The 23153-nt window shown below is 39.6% G+C and carries 22 protein-coding genes; 13 read left to right on the top strand and 9 right to left on the bottom strand.

The features are described from left to right. Positions 1 to 50: 50 nt before the first annotated feature. Complete coding sequence (locus tag CDG55_RS10965) at positions 51 to 251, bottom strand: PA3496 family putative envelope integrity protein (protein WP_004664469.1); 201 nt, start codon at positions 249 to 251, stop codon at positions 51 to 53. A 350-nt stretch (positions 252 to 601) separates the two neighbouring features. Here CDG55_RS10965 and rpoD point away from each other — a divergent pair, with 350 nt between their 5' ends. The 6 genes from rpoD (at position 602) to CDG55_RS10995 (ending at position 7161) form a co-directional block, all read left to right on the top strand. Then, complete coding sequence (gene rpoD / locus CDG55_RS10970; protein WP_004664471.1) at positions 602 to 2485, top strand: RNA polymerase sigma factor RpoD; 1884 nt, start codon at positions 602 to 604, stop codon at positions 2483 to 2485. A 129-nt stretch (positions 2486 to 2614) separates the two neighbouring features. After that, entirely contained in the window at positions 2615 to 2902 is a 288-nt protein-coding gene (locus tag CDG55_RS10975; RefSeq protein WP_004664473.1) for a YbeD family protein, read from the top strand. A 147-nt stretch (positions 2903 to 3049) separates the two neighbouring features. Beyond that, positions 3050 to 3703, top strand: coding sequence for a lipoyl(octanoyl) transferase LipB (lipB, locus tag CDG55_RS10980; protein ID WP_087536953.1), 654 nt, complete (start codon positions 3050 to 3052; stop codon positions 3701 to 3703). Between the two features lie 81 nt (positions 3704 to 3784). Next, positions 3785 to 4318, top strand: coding sequence for a hypothetical protein (locus tag CDG55_RS10985; protein ID WP_087536954.1), 534 nt, complete (start codon positions 3785 to 3787; stop codon positions 4316 to 4318). A 1-nt stretch (position 4319) separates the two neighbouring features. Further along, a complete protein-coding gene (locus tag CDG55_RS10990; RefSeq protein ID WP_005161786.1) occupies positions 4320 to 5504 on the top strand; it encodes an iron-containing alcohol dehydrogenase in 1185 nt (394 codons plus the stop codon). A gap of 253 nt (positions 5505 to 5757) precedes the next feature. Further along, on the top strand, positions 5758 to 7161 hold the full coding sequence (locus tag CDG55_RS10995) for an APC family permease (RefSeq protein ID WP_171287520.1): 1404 nt from the start codon (positions 5758 to 5760) through the stop codon (positions 7159 to 7161). A 53-nt stretch (positions 7162 to 7214) separates the two neighbouring features. Here the strand turns inward: CDG55_RS10995 and CDG55_RS11000 are convergent, their stop codons facing one another. After that, entirely contained in the window at positions 7215 to 7769 is a 555-nt protein-coding gene (locus CDG55_RS11000) for a flavodoxin family protein (RefSeq protein WP_087536956.1), read from the bottom strand. 117 nt (positions 7770 to 7886) lie between these two features. Between CDG55_RS11000 and CDG55_RS11005 the strand changes: the two genes are divergently transcribed. Beyond that, complete coding sequence (locus tag CDG55_RS11005; RefSeq protein WP_087536957.1) at positions 7887 to 8258, top strand: winged helix-turn-helix transcriptional regulator; 372 nt, start codon at positions 7887 to 7889, stop codon at positions 8256 to 8258. Positions 8259 to 8285: 27 nt separating this feature from the next. Beyond that, complete coding sequence (locus tag CDG55_RS11010) at positions 8286 to 8666, top strand: VOC family protein (protein ID WP_087536958.1); 381 nt, start codon at positions 8286 to 8288, stop codon at positions 8664 to 8666. 9 nt (positions 8667 to 8675) lie between these two features. Here the strand turns inward: CDG55_RS11010 and CDG55_RS11015 are convergent, their stop codons facing one another. The 7 genes from CDG55_RS11015 to rplU form a co-directional block, all read right to left on the bottom strand. Next, positions 8676 to 9146, bottom strand: a complete 471-nt coding sequence (locus CDG55_RS11015) for a tRNA (cytidine(34)-2'-O)-methyltransferase (RefSeq protein WP_004664488.1) — start codon at positions 9144 to 9146, stop codon at positions 8676 to 8678. 79 nt (positions 9147 to 9225) lie between these two features. Next, positions 9226 to 10599, bottom strand: coding sequence for a siroheme synthase CysG (gene cysG, locus CDG55_RS11020; protein WP_087536959.1), 1374 nt, complete (start codon positions 10597 to 10599; stop codon positions 9226 to 9228). Positions 10600 to 10666: 67 nt separating this feature from the next. Then, a complete protein-coding gene (gene serS / locus CDG55_RS11025) occupies positions 10667 to 11938 on the bottom strand; it encodes a serine--tRNA ligase (RefSeq protein ID WP_087536960.1) in 1272 nt (423 codons plus the stop codon). 117 nt (positions 11939 to 12055) lie between these two features. Beyond that, entirely contained in the window at positions 12056 to 12820 is a 765-nt protein-coding gene (locus CDG55_RS11030; protein ID WP_087536961.1) for an RsiV family protein, read from the bottom strand. A gap of 120 nt (positions 12821 to 12940) precedes the next feature. Then, positions 12941 to 13639 (bottom strand): outer membrane lipoprotein chaperone LolA, encoded by a 699-nt coding sequence (gene lolA, locus CDG55_RS11035; RefSeq protein WP_005161809.1) that lies wholly within the window; start codon positions 13637 to 13639, stop codon positions 12941 to 12943. A 198-nt stretch (positions 13640 to 13837) separates the two neighbouring features. Next, positions 13838 to 14092, bottom strand: a complete 255-nt coding sequence (gene rpmA / locus CDG55_RS11045; RefSeq protein WP_004640422.1) for a 50S ribosomal protein L27 — start codon at positions 14090 to 14092, stop codon at positions 13838 to 13840. A gap of 17 nt (positions 14093 to 14109) precedes the next feature. After that, entirely contained in the window at positions 14110 to 14421 is a 312-nt protein-coding gene (gene rplU, locus CDG55_RS11050; RefSeq protein ID WP_004664501.1) for a 50S ribosomal protein L21, read from the bottom strand. Between the two features lie 449 nt (positions 14422 to 14870). On the opposite strand from rplU, the gene sdsA reads away from it, so the two are divergent. The 5 genes from sdsA (at position 14871) to adeJ (ending at position 23152) form a co-directional block, all read left to right on the top strand. Then, on the top strand, positions 14871 to 15848 hold the full coding sequence (gene sdsA, locus CDG55_RS11055; protein WP_005161816.1) for an All-trans-nonaprenyl-diphosphate synthase: 978 nt from the start codon (positions 14871 to 14873) through the stop codon (positions 15846 to 15848). A gap of 14 nt (positions 15849 to 15862) precedes the next feature. After that, a complete protein-coding gene (locus CDG55_RS11060; RefSeq protein ID WP_087536962.1) occupies positions 15863 to 17914 on the top strand; it encodes a site-specific recombinase in 2052 nt (683 codons plus the stop codon). A gap of 152 nt (positions 17915 to 18066) precedes the next feature. Continuing rightward, positions 18067 to 18717, top strand: a complete 651-nt coding sequence (locus tag CDG55_RS11065) for a phosphatase PAP2 family protein (protein ID WP_087536963.1) — start codon at positions 18067 to 18069, stop codon at positions 18715 to 18717. Continuing rightward, on the top strand, positions 18704 to 19966 hold the full coding sequence (locus CDG55_RS11070; RefSeq protein ID WP_087536964.1) for an efflux RND transporter periplasmic adaptor subunit: 1263 nt from the start codon (positions 18704 to 18706) through the stop codon (positions 19964 to 19966). The genes CDG55_RS11065 and CDG55_RS11070 overlap by 14 nt, the downstream gene beginning before the upstream one ends. 12 nt (positions 19967 to 19978) lie before the next feature. After that, a complete protein-coding gene (gene adeJ, locus CDG55_RS11075; RefSeq protein ID WP_087536965.1) occupies positions 19979 to 23152 on the top strand; it encodes a multidrug efflux RND transporter permease subunit AdeJ in 3174 nt (1057 codons plus the stop codon). Position 23153 lies beyond the last annotated feature (1 nt).

Below are 23153 nucleotides of genomic sequence, written 5' to 3' on the forward strand. Positions count from 1 at the left end.
GCAACAGCATAACATTTTCAAACATAAAGTCTTAGCAATTTTGCTTCACTTTAGTCATCCAAATCATCGTCGTCGAAATCATAATCGAAATCTTTTAATTCTCGTTCTAAACGGCGTTGAGCGAGTAGATCATCAATCAAACGGCGCTTTTCTAATGATTCTTTGGCACTGATTTTGCCTGATGACTCATCAAAACCAACATCATCCTCACCGTAGTTATCATCATCTAATTCGAAATCTGTAGAAGACACTAACAGCACCTCTAAATGAAAAAATATAAATGGGTCTAGCCGCTATTTATCGGTCTTATCAAACCTTGTCAAGTTTTATTTGATTTTTTTACTATAAAATAGTGTTTTTTACTTTTTTTCATCGTTTTTTTTGTGTATTTATATTCTAACAATTGTACAAATGAAAAAATTCTTGAATAGGAATTCTCTGCTTGAAAAATTATGACACATCCCAATATCTAAGAAACTACAGTTCAATCCAACCTATTTTTTATTTAAAGCTAGCGGATCAAATCCAAAACATTCCTCGTGAATTGTGCTATCATGCACGGTTTTTCACCGCCACAGATTCAACAAAAGAGTAAGCAAAGATGAGCGATATGAATTCCCCTACTTCGCAAGTAGCGGCTCTGATTAGCCGAGGCAAAGAACAAGGTTACTTAACTTACGCTGAGGTTAACGATCATCTACCAGACTCAATTACGGAAAGTGAGCAGATTGAAGACATCATCCAGATGCTTCAAGACGTTGGTATTCCAGTTCATGAACGTGCGCCAGAAACTGATGACACCATGTTTGGTGAATCTACTGAAGCTGCGGACGAAGTCGCTGAAGAAGAAGCTGCTGCCGTACTCGCATCGGTTGAAAGCGAGCCTGGTCGTACCACTGACCCTGTACGTATGTACATGCGTGAAATGGGGACAGTTGAACTTTTAACGCGTGAAGGCGAAATTAGCATTGCAAAACGTATCGAAGAAGGTATTCGTGACGTTTTACATTCAATTGCTTATTGGCCAAATGCTGTTGAAGTCGTTTTACAAGAATATAATGACTTTTTAACAGGTGAGCGTCGTCTTGCCGATATTCTTTCTGGCTATTTAGACCCAGAAACTGATGATGACATTCCAGAAGTACTGGAAGAAGAAGCAGAACTTGAAGAAGCTGAAAGCGCTTCACCTGCGACAAAAGATGTAAAACTTGATGATGATGACGAAGACGAAGAATCTGAAGGTGATGATGATTCTGAAGGTGAATCTGGACCTGATCCTGAAATCGCCAAAGTTCGTTTTTCTGAACTAGAAGCTGCTTGGAATGATACAAAAGCAATTGTAGCAAAACATGGTCGTAATAGTGACGAAGCAAAAGCTGCACTAGAAGCTTTAGCTGCAGTCTTTATGATGTTCAAATTCACACCACGTTTATTTGACATCATTTCAGAAATGATTCGCGGCACACATGAACAAATTCGTACCAACGAACGTGAAATCATGCGTTATGCAGTGCGTCGTGGTCGTATGGATCGTAATCAATTCCGTACAACCTTCCCTGAACAAGAGTCAAATCCAGCTTGGTTAGATGAACAAATCGCGAAAGCCCCTGCTGAAACCAAAGCACATTTAGAAAAAGTGCGCCCTGACGTATTGGCATTCCAACAGAAAATTGCCGATATTGAGAAAGACCTTGGTTTGAACGTAAAAGATATCAAAGATATCTCTAAACGTATGGCAGTTGGTGAAGCAAAAGCACGTCGTGCCAAGAAAGAAATGGTTGAAGCAAACTTACGTTTGGTTATTTCGATTGCGAAGAAATACACCAACCGTGGCTTACAGTTCCTTGATTTGATTCAAGAAGGTAACATCGGTTTGATGAAGGCTGTAGACAAGTTTGAATATCGTCGTGGTTATAAATTCTCGACTTATGCAACTTGGTGGATTCGTCAGGCGATTACTCGTTCAATTGCCGATCAAGCGCGTACTATTCGTATCCCAGTCCACATGATTGAAACGATTAACAAGATCAATCGTGTATCACGTCAACTCCTTCAAGAAATGGGACGTGAACCGACACCTGAAGAATTAGGTGAGCGTCTTGAAATGGACGAGGTTAAAGTTCGTAAAGTACTTAAAATCGCAAAAGAACCGATTTCGATGGAAACACCGATCGGTGATGATGAAGATTCGCATCTTGGTGACTTCATTGAGGACTCAAACATCACATCTCCAGTCGATGCTGCGACCTCAGAAGGTTTAAAAGAAGCGACACGTGAAGTGCTTGAAAACTTAACAGAACGTGAAGCTAAAGTCTTAAAAATGCGTTTTGGTATCGATATGCCAACCGACCATACTTTAGAAGAAGTGGGTAAACAGTTTGACGTAACACGTGAACGTATCCGTCAGATTGAAGCGAAAGCGTTACGTAAACTTCGCCACCCTTCTCGCTCTGAACATTTACGTTCATTCTTGGAAAATGACTAATTATTGGGAAAGTTTGAACGATGGTCAAAGCCCTCGTTCATGACTTGAAGTTAAGTACTTCATCCCCATTTAGTTATTAGATCATAAGCGCCTGCACTGATGCGGGCGTTTCAAATTAAGAGGTTGCTCATGTTAGACCGCACTCCTTCTCGTGAATTACAAGAACATCTTTGGGTTTTCCCGATGGACTATCCAATCAAATTGATTGGTAATGCAGGGGATGAACTTCGAGTGGCTGTTGTTGATATTTTGCAGAAGCACTTCCCTGAATTCGATGGTGGTACAGTAAAAGTACAACCTTCACGTACAGGTAAATACCACTCTTTAACCGCACAATTACGCTTTGAAGAGTTAGAACAAGTTCATGCGCTATATGCTGATCTTGCAGCCTGCCCTTTAATTAAGACAGCGCTTTAAATAAGAAATCCAAAATACGAAAGTGTTTTGGATTTTTTTTAATAAAAAATAACGTACGACTTTTAGATCACCCCTATTTATCCAACTTAAATAATTACATAATTCAACCACTTATCTCTTTAAAGCTGCAAAGGAAATTTTATTGTAATGAGCTCTGTAAAACCTACTTTAATCATTCGTTGTTTCAATGATCTACAAGACTACACAGCTCGTTTTGAAGCAATGAAAGACTTCACAACCAATCGTGATGAAACCACACCCGATGAAGTTTGGTTATTACAACATCAAGATGTTTTGACTCAAGGGCAAGCAGGCAAAGCTGAACATATCCTTACGCACAGCAGCCTTCCAGTTGTCCATACTGATCGCGGGGGACAGGTCACTTGGCATGGTAAGGGTCAACTCGTTGCTTATTTCCTATTAGATTTAAACCGTTTGAAATGGCATGTTCGAACTCTAGTCAGCTTTGCTGAACAAGCCATGATTGACTTGCTGAAACAATACAATATTGACGCTTACGCTAAGCCCGATGCGCCAGGAGTCTATGTTGATGGTCGTAAAATCGGGTCTTTAGGTTTTAAAATTCGCCGTGGTCGTAGTTACCACGGTTTAGCCTTAAATATTGATTGTGATTTAACAGGCTTTCAAACCATTAATCCTTGTGGATACGCAGGCTTAGAAATGGTACGCTTGCAAGACTTGCTTGAAGATTACCCAAGCTTTGAGCAACTTTGTCATGATTTTATTCGCTATTTACAAAATACGAATTTCTTTTATGACCTTGTAGTCAAATCTGAATAAACTACTTTTAAATTCCAAAGAAATAAATTAGAGTAATTACTCTAAATTTGCTTTTGCATAATTTTAACAAGGGATACGCGAGTGATTTCGACCAAAGCAGTGAAGCCCACTTTGCAATTTGCCTACGTAAAACTCATGATGGATGTCGTCGGTCGTGGTTTAGTAATGGCAAGCCAAGTGGATGACGAAGTACAACAGGAAGTCTCTAAATTTCCAGTTGGCTTTATACTTTCAATGAATGTTTTCCCAAATGGTCCTGCATTTATTGCACGAGTGACCGAAGAAAAACAATTAGAGCTTTTATCCAACTATAAAGGCAAACCTGATTTAACAATTACCTTCAAACATTTAACTCATGCTTTTCTGGTATTTTCTTTCCAAGAAAGTACTGCTCAAGCATTTGCCAATGACCGTATGATTGCTGATGGTGATGTTTCAAGTGCCATTCGCTTAGTGCGTTGTTTAAATAAAATGGAAGCGTTAATTCTACCTAAATTAATTGCCTCACTTGCTGTGAAACGTTATCCAGCTGAATTAACATTCAAAGAAAAATTCACTGGCGCAAAAAATATCTACCTCAAAGTCGCACAATCATATTTCAAACGGAGCGTATAACATGGCTAAGCCTTATTACGAATTTTTTTGTCCTGTAAAGGTAATTGCTGGTAATGCTGCGTTAGAGCACATCCCTTTTGAACTTGCGACTCTTGGTTCAAAACGCCCTATGATCATTACCGATAAAGGCGTACGTGCAAATGGTCTACTCAGCCCAATTGAAGCTGCTTTTAGCACAACAGATGCTGTAATTGGTGCAATTTTTGATGACGTTCCACCTGATTCAAGTTTGGAAGTAGTACGTGCAGCAGCACAACTGTATCGTGAAAAAAAATGTGATGCGATTATTGCGATTGGTGGTGGTTCGGTTATTGATACATCGAAAGCAACTAATATTTTAGTTTCAGAAGGTGGCGATGATTTATTGCAATACTCAGGTGCGCATAACCTACCAAAACCATTAAAACCATTCTTCGTGATTCCGACAACGTCTGGTACAGGTTCTGAAGCAACTATGGTTGCTGTCGTTTCTGATACGCAAAAAAATGTCAAACTTGCATTTGCTTCTTACTATCTCATGCCACATGCAGCGATTCTTGATCCGCGCATGACACAAACATTGCCACCACACCTAACCGCAATGACAGGTATGGATGCACTCACTCACTGTGTTGAAGCTTATACATGCTTAGCAGCGAATCCTTTAAGCGATGCTTATGCAAGTGCTGGCATCAAGAAAATTAGTGAAAACTTATTCAAAGTTTTAGACAATCCAAGTGATGCACAAGGTCGTTTAGAGCTTGCTCAAGCATCAACTATGGCGGGAATCGCATTCTCTAATTCAATGGTTGGTTTAGTACACTCACTTGGTCACGCCTTAGGTGCGGTGGCTCACCTACCACATGGTCTTTGCATGAACTTATTCTTGCCATATGTGCTTGAATACAACAAAGAAGTCAATGGTGCTAAGATTGGTGAATTATTGCTTCCACTTGCAGGTGCAGATATCTATGCACAGACACCTGCTCATCTGCGAGCAGAAAAAGCCATTGCAACTATTTTAACCATGCGTGATCGTTTATTCACGCTTACTAAACTTCCACGCACTTTACGTGAAACGGGTAAAGTGACAGAAGCGCAGTTAGACGAAGTTGCTGAAAAAGCGTTAAATGATGGTTCCATCATTTACAACCCAAAAGAAGCGAATTTAGAAGATCTTCGCGCAATTTTGCAAAAAGCATGGTAATTCATTAAGTTAAATAAATAATTTAACTTTCAAAGCCCCGATATAATCTCGTTATCGGGGCTTTGCTATTTTAAATGAATCTTTATTCATCTATTTCTTTGGCGAATTGGCAAAAAAATTGCTAAAAGAAGCATAAAAGTACTGACAATTTATAATAAATTACGATAAATTGGCGCACTTCTTTTTTTTGTAGCAGGGGTCATTTTTGTCTCAAATGACCCTTAAAACCATAGCTGATCTTTGATCAACGATTATGAGGATAACGCCGTTGACAAATATTTCTGGGACTCCATCGGTAGCTAAACTGCAAAAAACGCTAGGTCTCTGGCACATTATCATTATTGGTTTGGCTTATATTCAACCGATGACCTTGTTTGACACTTTCGGTCTGGTATCAGAAGAAAGTCATCACCACGTTCCTACCTCTTACATTGTGGCATTGATTGCGATTTTGTTTACATCGCTAAGCTATGGGCACATGATTCGCCGTTATCCATCTTCTGGATCGGCTTATACTTACGCTCAAAAATCCATCCATCCCAATGTTGGCTTTATGGTGGGGTGGTCTTCTTGGCTCGATTATTTACTATCACCGATGGTCAATATCATCTTGGCGGGAATCTATCTGGATGCCTTATTTCCAAATGTAAACCATTGGGTCTGGGTGATTATCCTGACTGCCTTTATGACTGGCATCAACTTGCGTGGCGCTCGTTTTGTTGCAAACTTTAATAGCTTGATTGTTTTAGTTCAACTGATCGTCATCGGTGTATTCACCTATTTGGTTTATAACAAACTACAAATGGGGTATAACGCAGAAGGTCCAATTACTGCAGAAACACGCTATCAACTTTGGAGCTTACAACCGTTCTGGAATGAGCTAACCTCTATTGGCGCGTTAATTACAGGTGCGACTTTACTGTGCTTTTCATTTACAGGTTTTGACTCGCTAAGCTCTCTAGCAGAAGAAACTAAAGATACTGAAAAGACCTTACCAAAAGCGATTTTCTTGACTGCATTATTCGCAGGTGTAATTTTTATTATCAGCACCTACTTTATGCAAATCTACTTCCCGAATGATCCTAAAACTTATTTTGAGGACGTCGCCGCAACCCAGCCTGACATCCTGTTGCTGGTGGGTGGTTCGTTATTCCAGTCCTATGTGCTTGCCTTTGCAATTGTGACTGTCATGGCATCTGGTATTTCAGCTCATGCTGGCGTATCACGTCTGATGTATGTGATGGGTCGGGACGGTGTGATTAACAAGAAAATCTTCGGCCATATTAGTCATAAAACATATACCCCATCTTATAATATTATCATTGTAGGATTGGTCGCATTAAGCGCTGGTTTTATGAGTTTGGATGTTGTGATTTCAATGATCAGCTTTGGTGCTTTGATTGCATTTACTTTTGTAAATCTCTCAGTGATTTCTCGCTATGCATTACGTGATGGCCGTACAAAGAATTTCAAAGATATTTTAAACTTTGTCATCATTCCTCTTTGTGGCTTCCTGAGTGTCTTCGCTATGTGGCTAGAAATTGAAGATACAGCATTAAAATACGGTTTATGGTGGGCAATGTTTGGTATTTTATATTTAGGCTATAAAACCAAAGGCTTTAAATATAATGCACCTCAACACAATGAACACGAATAAAATCATCTAAATCTAAAAAGGCGCTAAATGCGCCTTTTTATTAACTCAAAAACTTAGCTATGCAGTTTTTCAACAATTGATTTAACACGTTCCGCATACAGCTTCGCTGTTTCTAAGTCCCCTGTTGGAATCTCATCTACACTCGCATCAGAAGGTGATTGAACCAGTAAACCAACAGAACCGCCTAAATTATTCACATCTTCGCGTTTTGCGGCTTTGGTATTGGCTGGAAGTAAACCTAAACTCACCCAAATACCACCATGCTGAGAAGCTAAGGTTTGTAATTGAATCAACGTCACTTGTTTATCACCATTTAAACTTGCACTGTTTGTAAATCTTGCAAAAACTTTATCTTGCCAACCACGTGTGAACCATACCTTTGAGGAAGCATCAGCAAATTTCTTAAATTGCCAAGGTGCTGTTCCCATGTATGTTGGCGCACCAAATACAATCGCTTGGGCATCATTTAACGTTTGCCAATCTTGTTCTGTAATTTCACCATTCTGATCAATTTCAATTAATGTAGCATCAATCGGTTGTGCAAAATTTTGTGCAATTACTTTGGTGTGACCATAACCAGAGAAATATACAACTGCAATTTTTGTCATGAGATGATCCAAAATTTTTAAAAAGTTCAATTTAATCATATATTTTAGAAACTAGGTGTCAATTAGTTACCAATCAGTAACTAGGTGTGCTAAATGAATAAATTAAGGGTTAAAAACATGAATCAGGCATTAAAATATAATATTTATCAACAACATTGCCCTGCCCGATTATTTTTTGAAAAAATTGCAGATAAATGGGTTTTGTTGATCATCAATATACTTGCAAGAGAAACTCAGCATTTTAATTTACTCAAAAAGAGTATTCAGGGTATTTCCCCAAAAGTACTTTCACAAAAATTAAAAATGTTAGAACGAGATGGATTTATTGCAAGACAAGTACAAGATACTGCACCCATTCGTGTTGATTACTCATTAACCCCACTCGGCTTAGAAGTCGCAAAAATGGCATATCAATTGAAAGACTGGGCAGAGAGTAATATTGAACAAGTTATTTATGCACAGCAACGTTTTGATGCAATACAAGAATAGTAATTCTAATCATTCAGTGAGGTATGTATGTATCCACAGCCTTTAATTGCGGTAGCTGATATCGAAAAAACCAGTCAGTGGTATCAAACAATACTTGGTTTAGAAAGCGGACATGGTGGCAGAGAATATGAACAATTGTTGTTTGAGCAGCATGTGGTGTTACAACTGCACCAATGGCAAGTGCATGATCACTCACATATCGGTGCCCCCAAACGGCTGATTGGAAATGGGGTTTTATTGTGGTTTGAAAGCAAGCGATTTGATGAGATTGTTCAAAAATTACAAACTCATCAAATCGAAATTTTAGAAGGACCAAAATACAACTCTAACGCACACCATCGAGAGATTTGGTTTAAAGATCTGAATGGTTATATCTTAGTTGTTGCAAGCCCCTATGGTGATCTCTAACCCAAGAAATTAAAGTTGTTTAAAACCCTGTTGTCTCCACGCTTCATAGACAATCACGGCGGTTGCGTTAGAGAGGTTTAAACTTCTTGAATTTTCAGCCATTGGCAGACGAATCCATTGCTCTTGTGGGAACATTAAACGCACTTGTTCAGGTAAACCACGAGTTTCAGGCCCCATCAACAAAGCAACTGGACGATTTAAATCCACTGTATGCGGTGTCGCTGTACCTTTAGTGGTCAGTGGAAAAACATGCTCAACACCTTTGGTTTTTAAATCGGCAAGACAGAGTTCGATATTGTCCCAAATTTGCATTCTTGCCCATTCGTGGTAATCCAAACCTGCTCGCTTCAATTTCTTATCGTCTAGTTCGAAACCTAAAGGTCTCACTAAATGCAATTGAGCACCTGTATTGGCACACAAACGAATAATATTACCTGTGTTTGCAGGTATTTCTGGTTCGTATAGGACAACATGAATCACAAATTTTCTCTACTATTCAAATTCTCCAAATCTATTTATTCAATAGATCTGGAATGACGACAACGCCATAAAGGAAATTTTATTGCCATTTTAACTGTTCACGCAGACTGACTACTTCACCAATAATGGTTAAAGTCGGTGCTACGATATGATGCTCAGATACTTTGGTCGCTATATCCGCTAAAGTTCCAACCACCACATTTTGATCTGGCGTAGTACCTTTGGAAATAAGCGCAACTGGCATATTTGGACGCTGACCGTGAGCAATCAGTTGCTCACAAATGCGTTCTAAACCGACTAAGCCCATGTATAACACCAAAGTTTGGTTTTCATACACTAGCTCATTCCAAGGAAGTTCTGGTGATCCCTCTTTAAGGTGTCCTGTTAAAAAACGTACGCTTTGTGCGTAATCACGATGCGTGAGTGGAATACCTGCATAAGCAGAACACCCTGACGCCGCTGTAATCCCCGGCACAACTTGAAATGTAACATCAGCTTCAACTAATTCTTGAATCTCTTCGCCACCACGCCCAAAAATAAATGGATCACCACCTTTTAAGCGGCAAACACGCTTACCCTTTTGTGCATATTCAACCAACAAAGCATTAATACCATCTTGTGGGACTGAATGATTAGAACGTGCTTTACCTACATAAATCTTTTCAGCATCACGGCGGCACAATTCTAAGATCGGTGCAGAGACCAAACGATCATAAATCACCACATCAGCTTGTTGCATCAAACGTAATGCTTTTAGAGTCAGCAACTCTGGATCACCGGGACCCGCACCCACTAAATAGACTTCACCTTTCGGTGCAGTCCATTCTGTTAAGGCTTGTTCAATTAAATTATTTGCCACCTCAAGATTGTCATTAAAGACTTGTTCTTTTAGTGGGCTTGCGTATAAGTTTTCCCAAAAAATACGACGCTCATCTGGATTGGTAATTTTTTCTTTCACCTGTTTACGCCATTGACCAGAAAACTCAGCTAATTTACCCATACCATGTGGAATAGAACTTTCTAACTGTGTACGAATTTGACGTGATAAAACAGGCGAAGCTCCATTTGAAGCCACAGAAATAACGAGTGGTGACCGATCAATAATTGCAGGCACCATAAAACGACAATTTGGAATATCATCCACGCTATTGACGAGAAGATTACGTATCTCACATTGCTCAAAGACAGCTTTATTCACATCAGGCTGATCTGTCGCTGCAATCACTAGGCGATAAGGCGTTGCTAAAATATTTACTGAAAAAGGAGCCTGGATATATTGACCCAGTGACTTCTCAACTAATTCTTGCAAATCAGGCTCAATCTCTGGTGCAATCACATCAATAATTGCACCAGCTTTGACTAACAAGTTTGCTTTGCGGTAGGCAATATGCCCACCACCCACAATCAGGCAACGTTGCTGCTGCAACTTTAAAGAGATTGGGAAAATTTCCACGATACGCCTCTATATTTTTTAGATCTGATTGAGCTAAAGCAAAAACTATGCACAAATTCGATGCATTTTAGTCTATATAACTAATACCGCCCATATATGGACGTAAAACTTCAGGAATCTCAATCGAACCATCCGCACGTTGATAGTTTTCCATCACTGCAAGCAAAGTACGACCTACAGCTAAACCTGAACCATTCAACGTATGCACCAATTCGATCTTCTTCTGATCTACGCGGTAGCGTGCTTTCATACGTCTTGCTTGGAAATCGCCCATGTTTGAGCAACTTGAGATTTCACGATAGGTATTTTGGCTTGGCACCCATACTTCTAAGTCATAAGTTTTGGTTGCACCAAAACCCATATCACCACCACAGAGCAAAATTTTACGATATGGTAAGCCTAATGCCTGCAAAATGCCCTCTGCATGTGCAGTTAGTTCTTCAAGCGCCTGCATTGAGTGCTCTGGTTTTGAAATTTGCACCATTTCGACCTTATCGAACTGATGTTGACGAATCAAACCACGGGTATCACGACCATAAGAACCTGCTTCGCTACGGAAACATGGTGTATGTGCTGCGTATTTAAGTGGTAAACGATCGGCATCTAAGATTTCATCACGCACAAAGTTTGTTACTGGCACTTCTGCGGTCGGGATCAGGTAATATTCTTTTTCACCTTGCAACTTGAATAAGTCTTCTTCAAATTTAGGCAGCTGACCTGTACCACGTAAACTATCTGCATTGACTAAATAGGGTACATACGCTTCGGTATAACCATTTTTAAGGGTATGTGTATCTAACATAAACTGCGTCAAAGCGCGTTGTAGACGTGCCAAAGGACCTTTGAGTACGCTAAAACGTGAACCTGTTAATTTGGTTGCTGTTTCAAACTCAAGTCCACCCATCCACTCACCAAGATCGGTATGATCTTTGATCTCAAAATCAAATTGGCGTGGTGTGCCCCACTTTAAGATTTCAACATTATCGCTTTCATCTTTACCTTCTGGAACAGATTCATCAGGTAAGTTTGGAATCGCCAGTGATTTTTGCTCTAGTTCAGTTTGCAACTCAGCAAGCGCAACTTCAGCCGCTTTGATTTCATCTCCAATGGCAGCCATACGCGCCATGATTTCAGACGCATCTCCGCCCGACTTTTTGATTTGACCAACTTGTTTTGCGCCCGCATTACGCTCTGCCTGCAAGTTTTCAGCTTTGGACTGCAATTCTTTACGGCGTGCTTCTAAATCCGCCCATTCTTGTACATTAAGCTGAATACCACGTTTTGCTAAAGCAGCATTCACTGCTTCAATATTATTTCTGAGTAATTTTGGGTCGATCATAATCAATCATGAATAGAGAAAAAACTGGCTATAGTGTAAGGCTTTAACCTAAAAAAATACAGCGATTGGCAATAAACTATCAGCATCTATAAACAATGTTTAGATGCTGACTAACAACTAATTTGGCTCTTTCGGTAAGCTTGGTAAATATTCAGACTTGATAAATTTTTTGGCTGAATAATACGGTAAAGTTAATTCGCTCATCCCTTCTGCATAAGAGGCCAACTCATACAATGGATAGACGAACACGATCCCATTGACTCCATAATAAAAATTATCACTGACTTGCAATTGATCTTTCTTAATTTGGTGATCATCTAACCAGTTTTGATTAGCAGCATATAACTCATCACGAAGTTTTTGATTCATTTCGGGTTTAATTAATTCACTTACAGTAATGTGTTTTTTATTGGACAAGTCAAAATTGACAAATTCTTGATGTGACATACCATGCGCAGCACCAGCTGAGTATGAATAAGTCTGAATTGCGAAAGTCGCCAAATTATAATTTTGCCCTACAAAACGTACATAGGTACTACTTTCACTGAGTGATGGTTCACCAGCAGCGACTTTTACCTTTTGATCAGCTAAGTTCGAAAATGCATTCGGCTCAGCTTTTTTCATACGATTGAGAAAATATTCATCAATCCATTTTTGATTGGTTTCAACATTTTGTAAATCATAATTGGTACAACCATCTTCTAAACAGACTTTTTGTTTGGGTATTTTGACTGCAATAACTTTCGCTTGAATGAGTGGAATATCCACTTTGTCCTTTCCATTAGTTGTATCTTTTTTAGGTTGGCAACCTGTTAATGCAATAACTGTCAGGCTAGGAAGAAGCGGAATAATTTTTGATAATTGTGTAAAGTTCATCATCATGTAAGTCTCTGATGTTTTTCTTCACTATACAAAGCCTTGCCTATAGATGAAATTAAGAAATGTATCTACATTTCAGCTCAAAGAGCCACAGTAATTGCAGCTCTTTGAGTATTTAGAATATTACTGATCAATAATATCCGTACCTTTCGGTGGCGTGAAATTAAATACTGATGCAGGAATAGTTGGATTAACTTTTACATTAGTAAAGCGAACATTCGTTGTTTGACCTAAAGAATCTTGTAAGACCATCAAGTTAGGTGCCTTATTTGCACCAAAACTAATCGTTAAACTTTGAAATGCTCCATCCTCTTGTTTTGGATACAAAGTATAATAAAGCTTACTACGATTAGGCTGCGTTACTCTGTAAGATTGCATAATCTGATTGGTATTCCCTGACAGTAAAAGCGCTGGGGTATTGGCAATTTGATCATCCAAGCTTTGACGTACTGCTTGTTGAAGATCAGGATCATAAATCCAGACGACTTTACCTGTAGTCACAATCGTTTGTTTAGCAGGACTTGTGGTTTCCCAATAAAACTTTCCAGGTCGTTCAACTTTCATTGAACCTTTAAAAGTCTGGTTCATATGTTGTGCAGTTAAACCTTTTTTCTGAACTGCTTTATTACTCGCAGCTACTTTGGTACTTTGTTCAAAATCTGCTGTGAATCTTTGTAAGCCAGAGAGTTGTTGAACCAAACTATTCGTCGCCTGCTGAGTCGATGCAGCCACAGGTGCAGCAAATACCTGACTACTCACAACAGGAGCAAGTGTAGCTACACTTAAAGTTGTTGCATAAGCGATTTTTTTTACGAAATTCATAAAATGAACCTTCTATCAGATTTTTACTGTTATGACGACATCTTACTGTTTTTGATCATTTAAAAAATGAAGAAAAGCATTGGTTTTGTGTAATTCGTGTCGCAAAGGTCTGCATTATGTATGAAGTTACAGCCTTTATGTAGAAATTGTAAATATAAAAAAACCCGCTAAAAGCGGGTTTTTTTGAACCATTAAAGCTTAAGCTTCAACAGTTACATAGCGACGGCCAAATTGACCTTTCACTTCAAATTTTACTACGCCGTCAGCAGTAGCAAATAAAGTATGGTCACGACCCATACCAACATTTGCACCAGCGTGGAATTCTGTACCACGTTGACGAACGATGATGTTACCAGCAGTTACAGTTTGACCACCGTAAACTTTAACACCTAACATCTTAGGATTCGAATCACGACCGTTCTTCGTCGATCCACCGGCTTTTTTAGTTGCCATGTCTATTTACTCCTGAGTTAGCCTGCGATACCAGTAATTTTCAACTCGGTAAACCATTGACGGTGACCTTGTTGCTTACGGTAGTGTTTACGACGACGCATTTTGATGATGCGGATTTTGTCGTGACGACCATGGCCAACTACTTCTGCAGTTACTTTTGCGCCAGCTACTACTGGAGCACCGATTTGAATGCTGTCACCGTTAACAACCATTAATACGTCATCAAACGTAATAGTTGAACCAGTTTCTGCTTTCAACAATTCTACTTTAAGGGTTTCACCCTCAACAACACGGTGCTGTTTACCACCGCTTTGGATTACTGCGTACATAATGTACTCCAACATGCCCGTGTCGTCGTGTCGATAAAGGGATATACCGAGCTTAAAACGAACGCCACTGGGGTTATACAAGGGGACAAATTTTAAGTGAAAATTGATCAAACAACAAGTCATTTTGCACAAATGCAGAGATATTGATAAGTTGCTTGGATTTTTTAATGAAATCAATTAGATTGATGTCGGCTTGTTTTGATTGATTCTGATCAAAATTTGAAATACATTTTTAAAAACAAATTGCGACAATAACAAACTGTGTTTTTATCAAGTCATAAGTAGAGTGATATCGGTTTATAGAGGATTGCCTTTATTTGACTAAATTAAGACCAAAAAACTCACCGTCTTGTTGTAAATCACAGATTACATGACTTGTATAACTGTTTAGCAATAAATTAATTGATACACTTGGCAACATTATCCACCTATACGAGGTTTTCCTTCATATGGTTATCGATTTCAAGCAAGACATTCTCTCCCCTGTTGCGACAGATTTTGCTGCGATGGATCACCTGATCAATGAAGGTATAAGTTCTAAAGTTGGTCTTGTTATGTCGGTGAGTAAACATGTTGTTGAAGCTGGCGGTAAACGTATGCGCCCAATCATGTGTTTACTTGCTGCTCGTGCTTGCGGCGTCGCAAACATGCAACATGCCCAACATTTAGCGGCAATTATCGAAATGCTACACACTGCAACATTGGTGCATGATGATGTCGTTGATGAATCCAACTTACGCCGTGGTCGTCCAACCGCAAATGCAACATGGAACAATCAGACCGCCGTTCTGGTGGGTGACTTCCTGATAGCACGGGCCTTTGATTTGCTGGTGGATTTAAACAACATCACTTTACTCAAGGACTTCTCAACAGGAACCTGTGAGATTGCGGAAGGCGAGGTTTTACAGCTTCAGGCCCAGCACCAGCCAGACACCACTGAAGAAACCTATCTCAGAATTATTCATGGTAAAACCTCACGCCTGTTTGAACTGGCAACTGAAGGCGCGGCAATTCTGGCGGGCAGAGAAGAATATCGTGAGCCACTACGCCGTTTTGCTGGCCATTTTGGCAATGCCTTTCAGATTATTGATGATATTTTGGACTACACCTCTGATGCCGACACATTAGGTAAAAATATTGGTGATGATTTAATGGAAGGTAAACCGACTTTACCGTTAATTTCAGCATTAGCTCATTCAACTGGAGATGATCATGCGATTATTCGTCGCAGTATCGCGACAGGTGGTATCGAGCATTTGGACAAAGTCATTGAAATTGTTCACAACTCAGGCGGCTTAGACTACTGTCAAAAACGTGCCAAACAAGAAACGGATGCAGCTTTAGAAGCGCTTAAAGCGCTACCAGATAATGAATATCGCCAAGCACTGATTAATTTGACCTTAATGGCCTTACATCGACTTCAATAATTTTATGAGTGCCTATGCATTTAACTTTATCTGATTTATTTTTAAAAATGCAGGAACAGCTTGATCAAAACCAAGCTGTTTTAGATGAAAATATTATCATCGAATTAATTAACCGCTTACGGCCAAAAAATCCAAAGGACGCGGACGAAGTTAAACAACAGATTCAGGGCTTCATCAAAATATTATTATTGACGCCGGCGTCTGCGCTCCTATTACAAAATTTCTTACTCAAACTGATTAGCCAATACAAACAGATTAGCTTATATGCTGATAGTGGTATTCTTTCATTAGATGGTTTTTGGAATCAACTGAGTCAACGCCTTGGTGCGCACTTTCTTCCATTGGTTGAAGACGGTCAGCAGTTAAAGACTCTTATTGGAAAAGTATTTTACCAAGAAACAGATAGCCAATGGCTTGATCTGATTGAGAATCAAGACTGGATCACTTTATTTAATCTGTTAGCCGAAAGCCAAAGTAATACGGTTGAAAAACAAATTTCTAAAAATGAGCTCATCAAGGCGATTACCGTTTTGTCTTATCGAATCAGTGGTATAGGTTTATATCCTGAATTTATTAATGCTCAGCCAGATATTATTGAATATGAATCTCCCTTCTTAGTTCAAAATCGAGAAATTGTTGAATTCATCGAGAAATATAAAAAACAAATTGATGATCAAGATGCAGTTGTTGTAATGCCACCACCTGATGCTTCTCAGGCATTTGTAATGCTAGATCAATGCCGTGAAGTCGTACTCAAAATTCGCCGTGCAACTAAACGTATTGGTGTGAGTGTTAGCTTAACCTATTTATTATCTCTACTTGAGCAAGCAATTGATCGTATTGAACTTTTATTGAGCTTATTGGCAAGTAAAAATGAGATACGCTATCTTGCATTAGGTGAATTACTTACTGACTTCACCAAGGCACATTATGATGAAAAAAGTGTTCGTCATTTACTCAGTTCAACCAGCGAACTGGTTGCATTACAGGTCACTGAAAATGCGAGTAAAACAGGTGAACATTATGTAAGCACTGATAGAGCTGGTTTTTTGGGTATGTATAAAGCAGCAGCAGGTGCTGGTGCAATTATCGCAACGATGGCCACTTTAAAGATTTTAACTGCTCGTTTAGTGCTCGCACCTTTTACACATGCTTTTTTATATAGTATGAATTATGCATTAGGCTTCATGCTTATCCATGTCTTACACTTTACCGTTGCGACCAAACAACCCGCGATGACAGCGGCAGCACTTGCCGCAACAGTACAACACCAAAAAGGCAGTAAAACAGCTCAAATTGCTGAATTGGCTGCTCTGATTATCAACATTATTCGAACTCAATTTATTGCAATCCTCGGTAACATTTCGATTGCTATACCAGTAGCAGCTTTAATTACTTTTTTATGGCAATACAATCTACATGAACCTTTGCTTTCATCAACAAAAGCAACCAAAACCTTACATGATCTAAATCCATTTACTTCGTTAGCTGTACCCCATGCTGCAATTGCTGGAATATGCTTATTTTTCTCAGGACTACTTGCAGGCTACTTCGATAATTTGGCCATCTACCGAAAAGTTGGTCCTCGTTTAAAACAACACCATCGTTTGAAACGCTGGATGGGACAACAGCGTTTAGATAAATTTGCCAATTATATTGAAACGAATCTTGGGGCTTTGGCTGGTAATTTTCTTTTTGGCATCATGCTTGGCAGTATGGGAACCATTGGTTTTATTCTTGGTTTACCTTTAGATATTCGACATATTGCCTTTGCCTCTGCCAATTTTATTCAAGGTCTTATGACCATCGGTAGCCCTGATATTGGTTTAATCATCGTGTCTTTTTTAGGGGTTATGCTCATCGGCCTGACTAACTTATTTGTCAGCTTTACCTTGACAATTATTGTTGCACTTCGTGCCCGACGCGTCCGCTTCGCTCAATGGAAACCACTCGCAAAATTAGTGATGACTCATTTCTTAACCCGACCAAGTGACTTTTTTTGGCCCCCGAGTCAACCTGTACAGTTAGAAGAACAAAATAAAACTGAGCAAAAAGTGAGACATTAATCGAATTTTGTTATGTTTTTTTAATGAAGCTTGTACAAATATAAAAATGAAATTATCATAAAATTTCAAGACTTGACCAAAAGTGTACTCGCTAGTACACTTCAAAACATTCGATAACCCTGAACAATGGTTAAGCAAAAAATGAGGTTCGCATGCCGTACCTATTGCTTTGTATTGGTTGCTTTTTTTTAGGATTGGGCGTGATTGGGTTCATTTTTCCAAACACATCAAATTTAGACCTTTTTAGTGTTCAAGCTTTTTTTGAACACCGTTCATTGACGCTTAACCGTGTGACAATTCTACTTTCTCTGTTGGGTGGGATGCCATTTTTATTATTTTTAACCACTTTTTTGTGTCTTTATCAAACTTGGATTAAAAACTATAAGAATGTGATTTTTATCACTTTAAGTGTGGGTGGAAGTATTGGGATTGGTTGGCTTCTGAAATGGAGTATTGATCGACCAAGACCCTTGGAGTTTTATCACTTAGTTCAAAGCTATGGCGCATCATTCCCAAGTGCCCATAGCCTTTATGCAGCAACCCTTGCGAGTTTAATGATGTTATTGCTTCAGCAACATAAATATCGCATTAGTGTCATTTTAGTATCTACGTTATGGTTTATTTTCATGGGGATATCTAGAGTTTATGCAGGGGTTCACTTTCCAACTGATGTATTGGCTGGTTGGGGTATTGGGTTGATTTTGACTTCGTTGCTTTGGTTTTGGCTGTATCAAAGCAATTTCAGCAACAATTTGTTTTTAGATAACAAATCTAAATTGAGGTGGAATAATGATGTCGGCTAAGCTTTGGGCACCTGCCCTGACTGCTTGCGCATTAGCAACAAGCATTGCGCTTGTTGGTTGTAGCAAAGATCCTAAAAATGCACAGCAAACCGCTGCTGCACAAAAAATGCCACCTCCAGAAGTCGGTATCATCGTTGCACAACCACAAAGCGTTGAACAAAACGTAGAACTTTCGGGTCGAACGTCTGCATATCAAATTTCAGAAGTTCGTCCACAAACAGGCGGCGTCATTTTAAAGCGTTTATTTGCTGAAGGCAGTTATGTACAAGCAGGTCAAGCACTCTATGAAATTGATGCGAATACAAATCGTGCAACTGCTGATAGTGCTCGTGCAACCTTATTGCGTCAGCAAGCAAATTTAAATGCGCTGCGTGTGAAAGAAGGTCGTTATCGTCAATTGGTTGGAACTAATGCTGTTTCTAAACAAGAATATGATGATATCAATGCTCAAGTTCAACTCGCTGAAGCAGATGTCGCAGCATCACAAGCAGCGCTTAAAAATGCTGAAATTAATTTAGGTTACTCAACTGTTCGAGCACCTATTTCAGGACAATCGAGTCGTTCATCAGTTACCTCTGGTGCTTTAGTTACAGCAAATCAAGCAGATCCATTAGTGACAATTCAACAACTTGACCCAATCTATGTTGATATCAATCAGTCAAGTGCTGAACTATTACGTCTGCGTCAGCAACTCAGCAAAGGTAGTTTAGACAATAGCAACAATACTCGGGTCAAAATTACACTTGAAGATGGTTCAGATTATCCATTAGAAGGACAACTTGCATTCTCTGGCGCTAGCGTTAATCCAGAAACTGGTACAGTGACTTTACGTGCGGTATTCCCAAACCCAAATCATCTGTTATTACCAGGTATGTATGCAACTGCAAAAATTTCTCAAGCAGTTCTACCGAATGCTTACTTGATTCCTCAAGCGGCTGTAACACGTTTACCAACAGGTCAAGCAATCGCACTGATCGTAAATGCGAAAGGTGCAATTGAAACTCGCCCTATCACAACAGTCGGCGTAAAAGGCCAAGATTGGATTGTGACTGAAGGCTTAAAAGTTGGTGATAAAGTTGTAGTCGATGGCGTTGCTAAGGTCAAAGAAGGGCAAGAAGTTTCTGCTAAGCCTTATCAACCACAGGCAAAAGCACCACAAGGTCAAAATGCTACACCACCAGCCGCCGCTGAACAACAAAAGCAAGCCGATTCAGCAAAAGCTGAACAAAAAGCTACTTCACAAGCTTAAGGGGTAGATTGCATGGCTCAATTTTTTATCCATCGCCCAATTTTTGCATGGGTGATAGCACTGGTAATTATGCTGGCGGGTATTCTCACCCTCACCAAAATGCCAGTTGCGCAATACCCAACAATTGCACCGCCCACGGTGACAATTTCTGCAACATATCCAGGTGCTTCAGCTCAGACTGTTGAGAATACGGTTACTCAAATCATTGAACAGCAAATGAATGGTTTGGATGGTTTGCGTTATATCTCTTCAAACAGTGCGGGTAATGGTCAAGCATCGATCAACTTAAACTTCGAACAAGGCATTGATCCTGATATCGCTCAAGTTCAGGTTCAAAACAAACTGCAATCAGCAACAGCACTGTTACCTGCTGACGTACAACGTCAAGGTGTAAAAGTGACGAAGTCTGGTGCAAGCTTCTTGCAAGTTATTGCATTTTACTCGCCAGATAACAGCCTTTCTGCTTCTGACATTAAAGATTATGTGAACTCAAATATTTCTGAGCCACTGAGTCGTGTGGCAGGTGTAGGTGAACTCCAAGTATTTGGTGGTTCATATGCAATGCGTATCTGGTTAGATCCAGCAAAACTTACTAGTTTTAATCTCACACCTTCAGATGTTGCAGCAGCTATACGTTCACAAAATGCTCAAGTTGCGGTAGGTCAATTAGGTGGTGCCCCAGCAGTTCAGGGACAAGTTTTAAATGCGACAGTTAATGCACAAAGTATGTTGCAGACTCCAGAGCAGTTTAAAAACATTTTCCTAAAAAATGCTGCTAATGGCGCACAAGTGCGTTTAAGTGATGTTGCACGTGTTGAGTTAGGTTCAGACAACTATCAGTTTGACTCTAAGTTCAATGGTAATCCTGCAGGTGGTGTCGCGATTAAACTTGCGACGGGTGCAAATGCGCTAGATACAGCTGCTGCAGTTGAAAAACGTTTATCAGAATTACGTGTTAACTATCCAAGTGGTTTAAAAGATAAACTTGCTTACGATACGACACCATTCATTAAGCTTTCGATTGAAAGTGTAGTACACACACTGATTGAAGCTGTGGTATTGGTATTTATTGTGATGTTCCTGTTCTTACAGAACTGGCGCGCAACCATTATTCCAACACTTGCTGTACCCGTGGTTGTATTGGGAACATTTGCTGTTATTAATATCTTTGGCTTTTCGATCAATACGCTGACGATGTTCGCAATGGTACTAGCGATTGGTCTGTTGGTCGATGATGCGATCGTTGTAGTAGAAAACGTCGAACGTGTGATGCAAGAAGAGCACTTGGAGCCTGTAGCAGCGACTGAAAAGTCAATGAGTCAAATTTCTGGTGCTTTAATTGGTATTACCAGTGTATTAACAGCGGTATTCGTACCAATGGCATTTTTTGGTGGTACAACTGGGGTTATTTATCGCCAGTTCTCAATCACTTTAGTCACTGCAATGATTTTATCTTTAATCGTTGCACTAACGTTTACCCCTGCCCTATGTGCGACTTTGTTAAAGCAACATGATCCGAACAAGCAAGAAAGCAACAATATTTTTGCACGCTTCTTCAGTTGGTTTAACCGTGGCTTCGATAAACTATCAGTAAAATATCAAGGTGGTGTCAATCGTATGACCCATCATAAGATTTTCTCTGGGATCATTTATATCGTAGTGATTGCTGGTTTGGTTGGTCTATACAAAGTGTTGCCATCTTCTTTCTTACCAGAAGAAGACCAAGGCGTAGTTATGACTTTAGTTCAGTTGCCGCCAAGCGCTAGCTTAGAACGTACTGATAAAGTTATTACCACAATGACCGATTACTTCCTGCATAAGGAAAAAGATCATGTTGATTCGATCTTTACCGTTTCTGGTTTCTCATTCACTGGAGTCGGTCAAAATGCGGGTCTCGCCTTCATTAAATTGAAAGACTGGGGCGAACGTACAACACCTGAATCACAAATTGGTGCGATTATTCAGCGTGGTATGGCACTGAATATGATTGTAAAAGATGCTTCTTACATCATGCCATTACAATTGCCTGCTATGCCAGAATTAGGCGTATCATCAGGATTTAATATCCAGCTGAAAGATGTCAGTGGTCAAGGCCATGAAAAACTGATTGCGGCAAGAAATGCAATTTTAGGTATGGCATCACAAGACAAACGTCTCGCAGGTGTTCGTCCGAACGGTCAAGAAGATACACCTCAATACAAAATCACTGTTGATCAAGCGCAAGCTGGTGCAATGGGTGTCAGTATTAGTGATATTAACAGCACCATGAGCATGGCTTGGGGTGGCTCTTATATCAATGATTTCGTTGACCGTGGTCGTGTCAAAAAAGTTTATGTCCAAGGTGAAGCGGATACTCGCATGATGCCAGAAGACCTCAACAAATGGTATGTACGCAATAACAAAGGTCAAATGGTTCCATTCTCAGCATTTGCTAAAGGCGAATGGACGTATGGTTCACCACGTTTAGAACGTTATAACGGCGTATCATCTGTCAACATTCAAGGTACTCCTGCACCGGGTGTTAGCTCTGGTGATGCGATGTTGGCAATGGAAGAAATCATTGGTAAGTTACCGTCTATGGGCTTACAAGGCTTCGACTATGAATGGACTGGATTATCTTTAGAAGAACGTGATTCTGGTAATCAGACCCTGCCTTTACTGATTCTTTCGTTATTAATTGTATTCCTATGTCTATCGGCATTATATGAAAGTTGGGCAATTCCGATTTCTGTATTATTGGTTGTACCTTTAGGTATTATCGGTGCCTTTACATTGACATGGTTGGGTATGGTCATTAAAGGCGATCCAAACCTGTCCTTTAATATTTACTTCCAAGTCGCGATCGTAGCAGTCATAGGTCTTTCTGCCAAAAATGCAATTTTAATTGTAGAATTTGCTAAAGAATTGCAGGAGCAAGGTGAAGATTTATTTGATGCAACCTTACATGCTGCAAAAATGCGTTTACGTCCAATTATCATGACTACACTTGCTTTTGGTTTTGGTGTTTTACCATTAGCCCTAGCAAGCGGTGCAGGTGCTGGTAGTCAGCACTCAGTCGGTTATGGTGTACTTGGTGGTGTAATTTCTTCAACACTTTTAGGTATCTTCTTCATCCCTGTATTCTTCGTGTGGATTCGTAGTATCTTTAAGTACAAACCTAAAACTTTAAATACTCAGGAGCATTGAT

The organism is Acinetobacter sp. WCHA45 (assembly GCF_002165255.2).
Lineage (GTDB): Bacteria > Pseudomonadota > Gammaproteobacteria > Pseudomonadales > Moraxellaceae > Acinetobacter.

Coding starts and splice junctions, on each gene's coding strand:
- rpoD (WP_004664471.1), top strand. CDS start 602: ATGAGCGATATGAATTCCCCTACTTCGCAAGTAGCGGCTCTGATTAGC.
- CDG55_RS10975 (WP_004664473.1), top strand. CDS start 2,615: ATGTTAGACCGCACTCCTTCTCGTGAATTACAAGAACATCTTTGGGTT.
- lipB (WP_087536953.1), top strand. CDS start 3,050: ATGAGCTCTGTAAAACCTACTTTAATCATTCGTTGTTTCAATGATCTA.
- CDG55_RS10990 (WP_005161786.1), top strand. CDS start 4,320: ATGGCTAAGCCTTATTACGAATTTTTTTGTCCTGTAAAGGTAATTGCT.
- CDG55_RS10995 (WP_171287520.1), top strand. CDS start 5,758: ATGAGGATAACGCCGTTGACAAATATTTCTGGGACTCCATCGGTAGCT.
- CDG55_RS11000 (WP_087536956.1), bottom strand. CDS start 7,769: ATGACAAAAATTGCAGTTGTATATTTCTCTGGTTATGGTCACACCAAA.
- CDG55_RS11005 (WP_087536957.1), top strand. CDS start 7,887: ATGAATCAGGCATTAAAATATAATATTTATCAACAACATTGCCCTGCC.
- CDG55_RS11010 (WP_087536958.1), top strand. CDS start 8,286: ATGTATCCACAGCCTTTAATTGCGGTAGCTGATATCGAAAAAACCAGT.
- serS (WP_087536960.1), bottom strand. CDS start 11,938: ATGATCGACCCAAAATTACTCAGAAATAATATTGAAGCAGTGAATGCT.
- CDG55_RS11030 (WP_087536961.1), bottom strand. CDS start 12,820: ATGATGATGAACTTTACACAATTATCAAAAATTATTCCGCTTCTTCCT.
- lolA (WP_005161809.1), bottom strand. CDS start 13,639: ATGAATTTCGTAAAAAAAATCGCTTATGCAACAACTTTAAGTGTAGCT.
- rpmA (WP_004640422.1), bottom strand. CDS start 14,092: ATGGCAACTAAAAAAGCCGGTGGATCGACGAAGAACGGTCGTGATTCG.
- rplU (WP_004664501.1), bottom strand. CDS start 14,421: ATGTACGCAGTAATCCAAAGCGGTGGTAAACAGCACCGTGTTGTTGAG.
- sdsA (WP_005161816.1), top strand. CDS start 14,871: ATGGTTATCGATTTCAAGCAAGACATTCTCTCCCCTGTTGCGACAGAT.
- CDG55_RS11060 (WP_087536962.1), top strand. CDS start 15,863: ATGCATTTAACTTTATCTGATTTATTTTTAAAAATGCAGGAACAGCTT.
- CDG55_RS11065 (WP_087536963.1), top strand. CDS start 18,067: ATGCCGTACCTATTGCTTTGTATTGGTTGCTTTTTTTTAGGATTGGGC.
- CDG55_RS11070 (WP_087536964.1), top strand. CDS start 18,704: ATGATGTCGGCTAAGCTTTGGGCACCTGCCCTGACTGCTTGCGCATTA.
- adeJ (WP_087536965.1), top strand. CDS start 19,979: ATGGCTCAATTTTTTATCCATCGCCCAATTTTTGCATGGGTGATAGCA.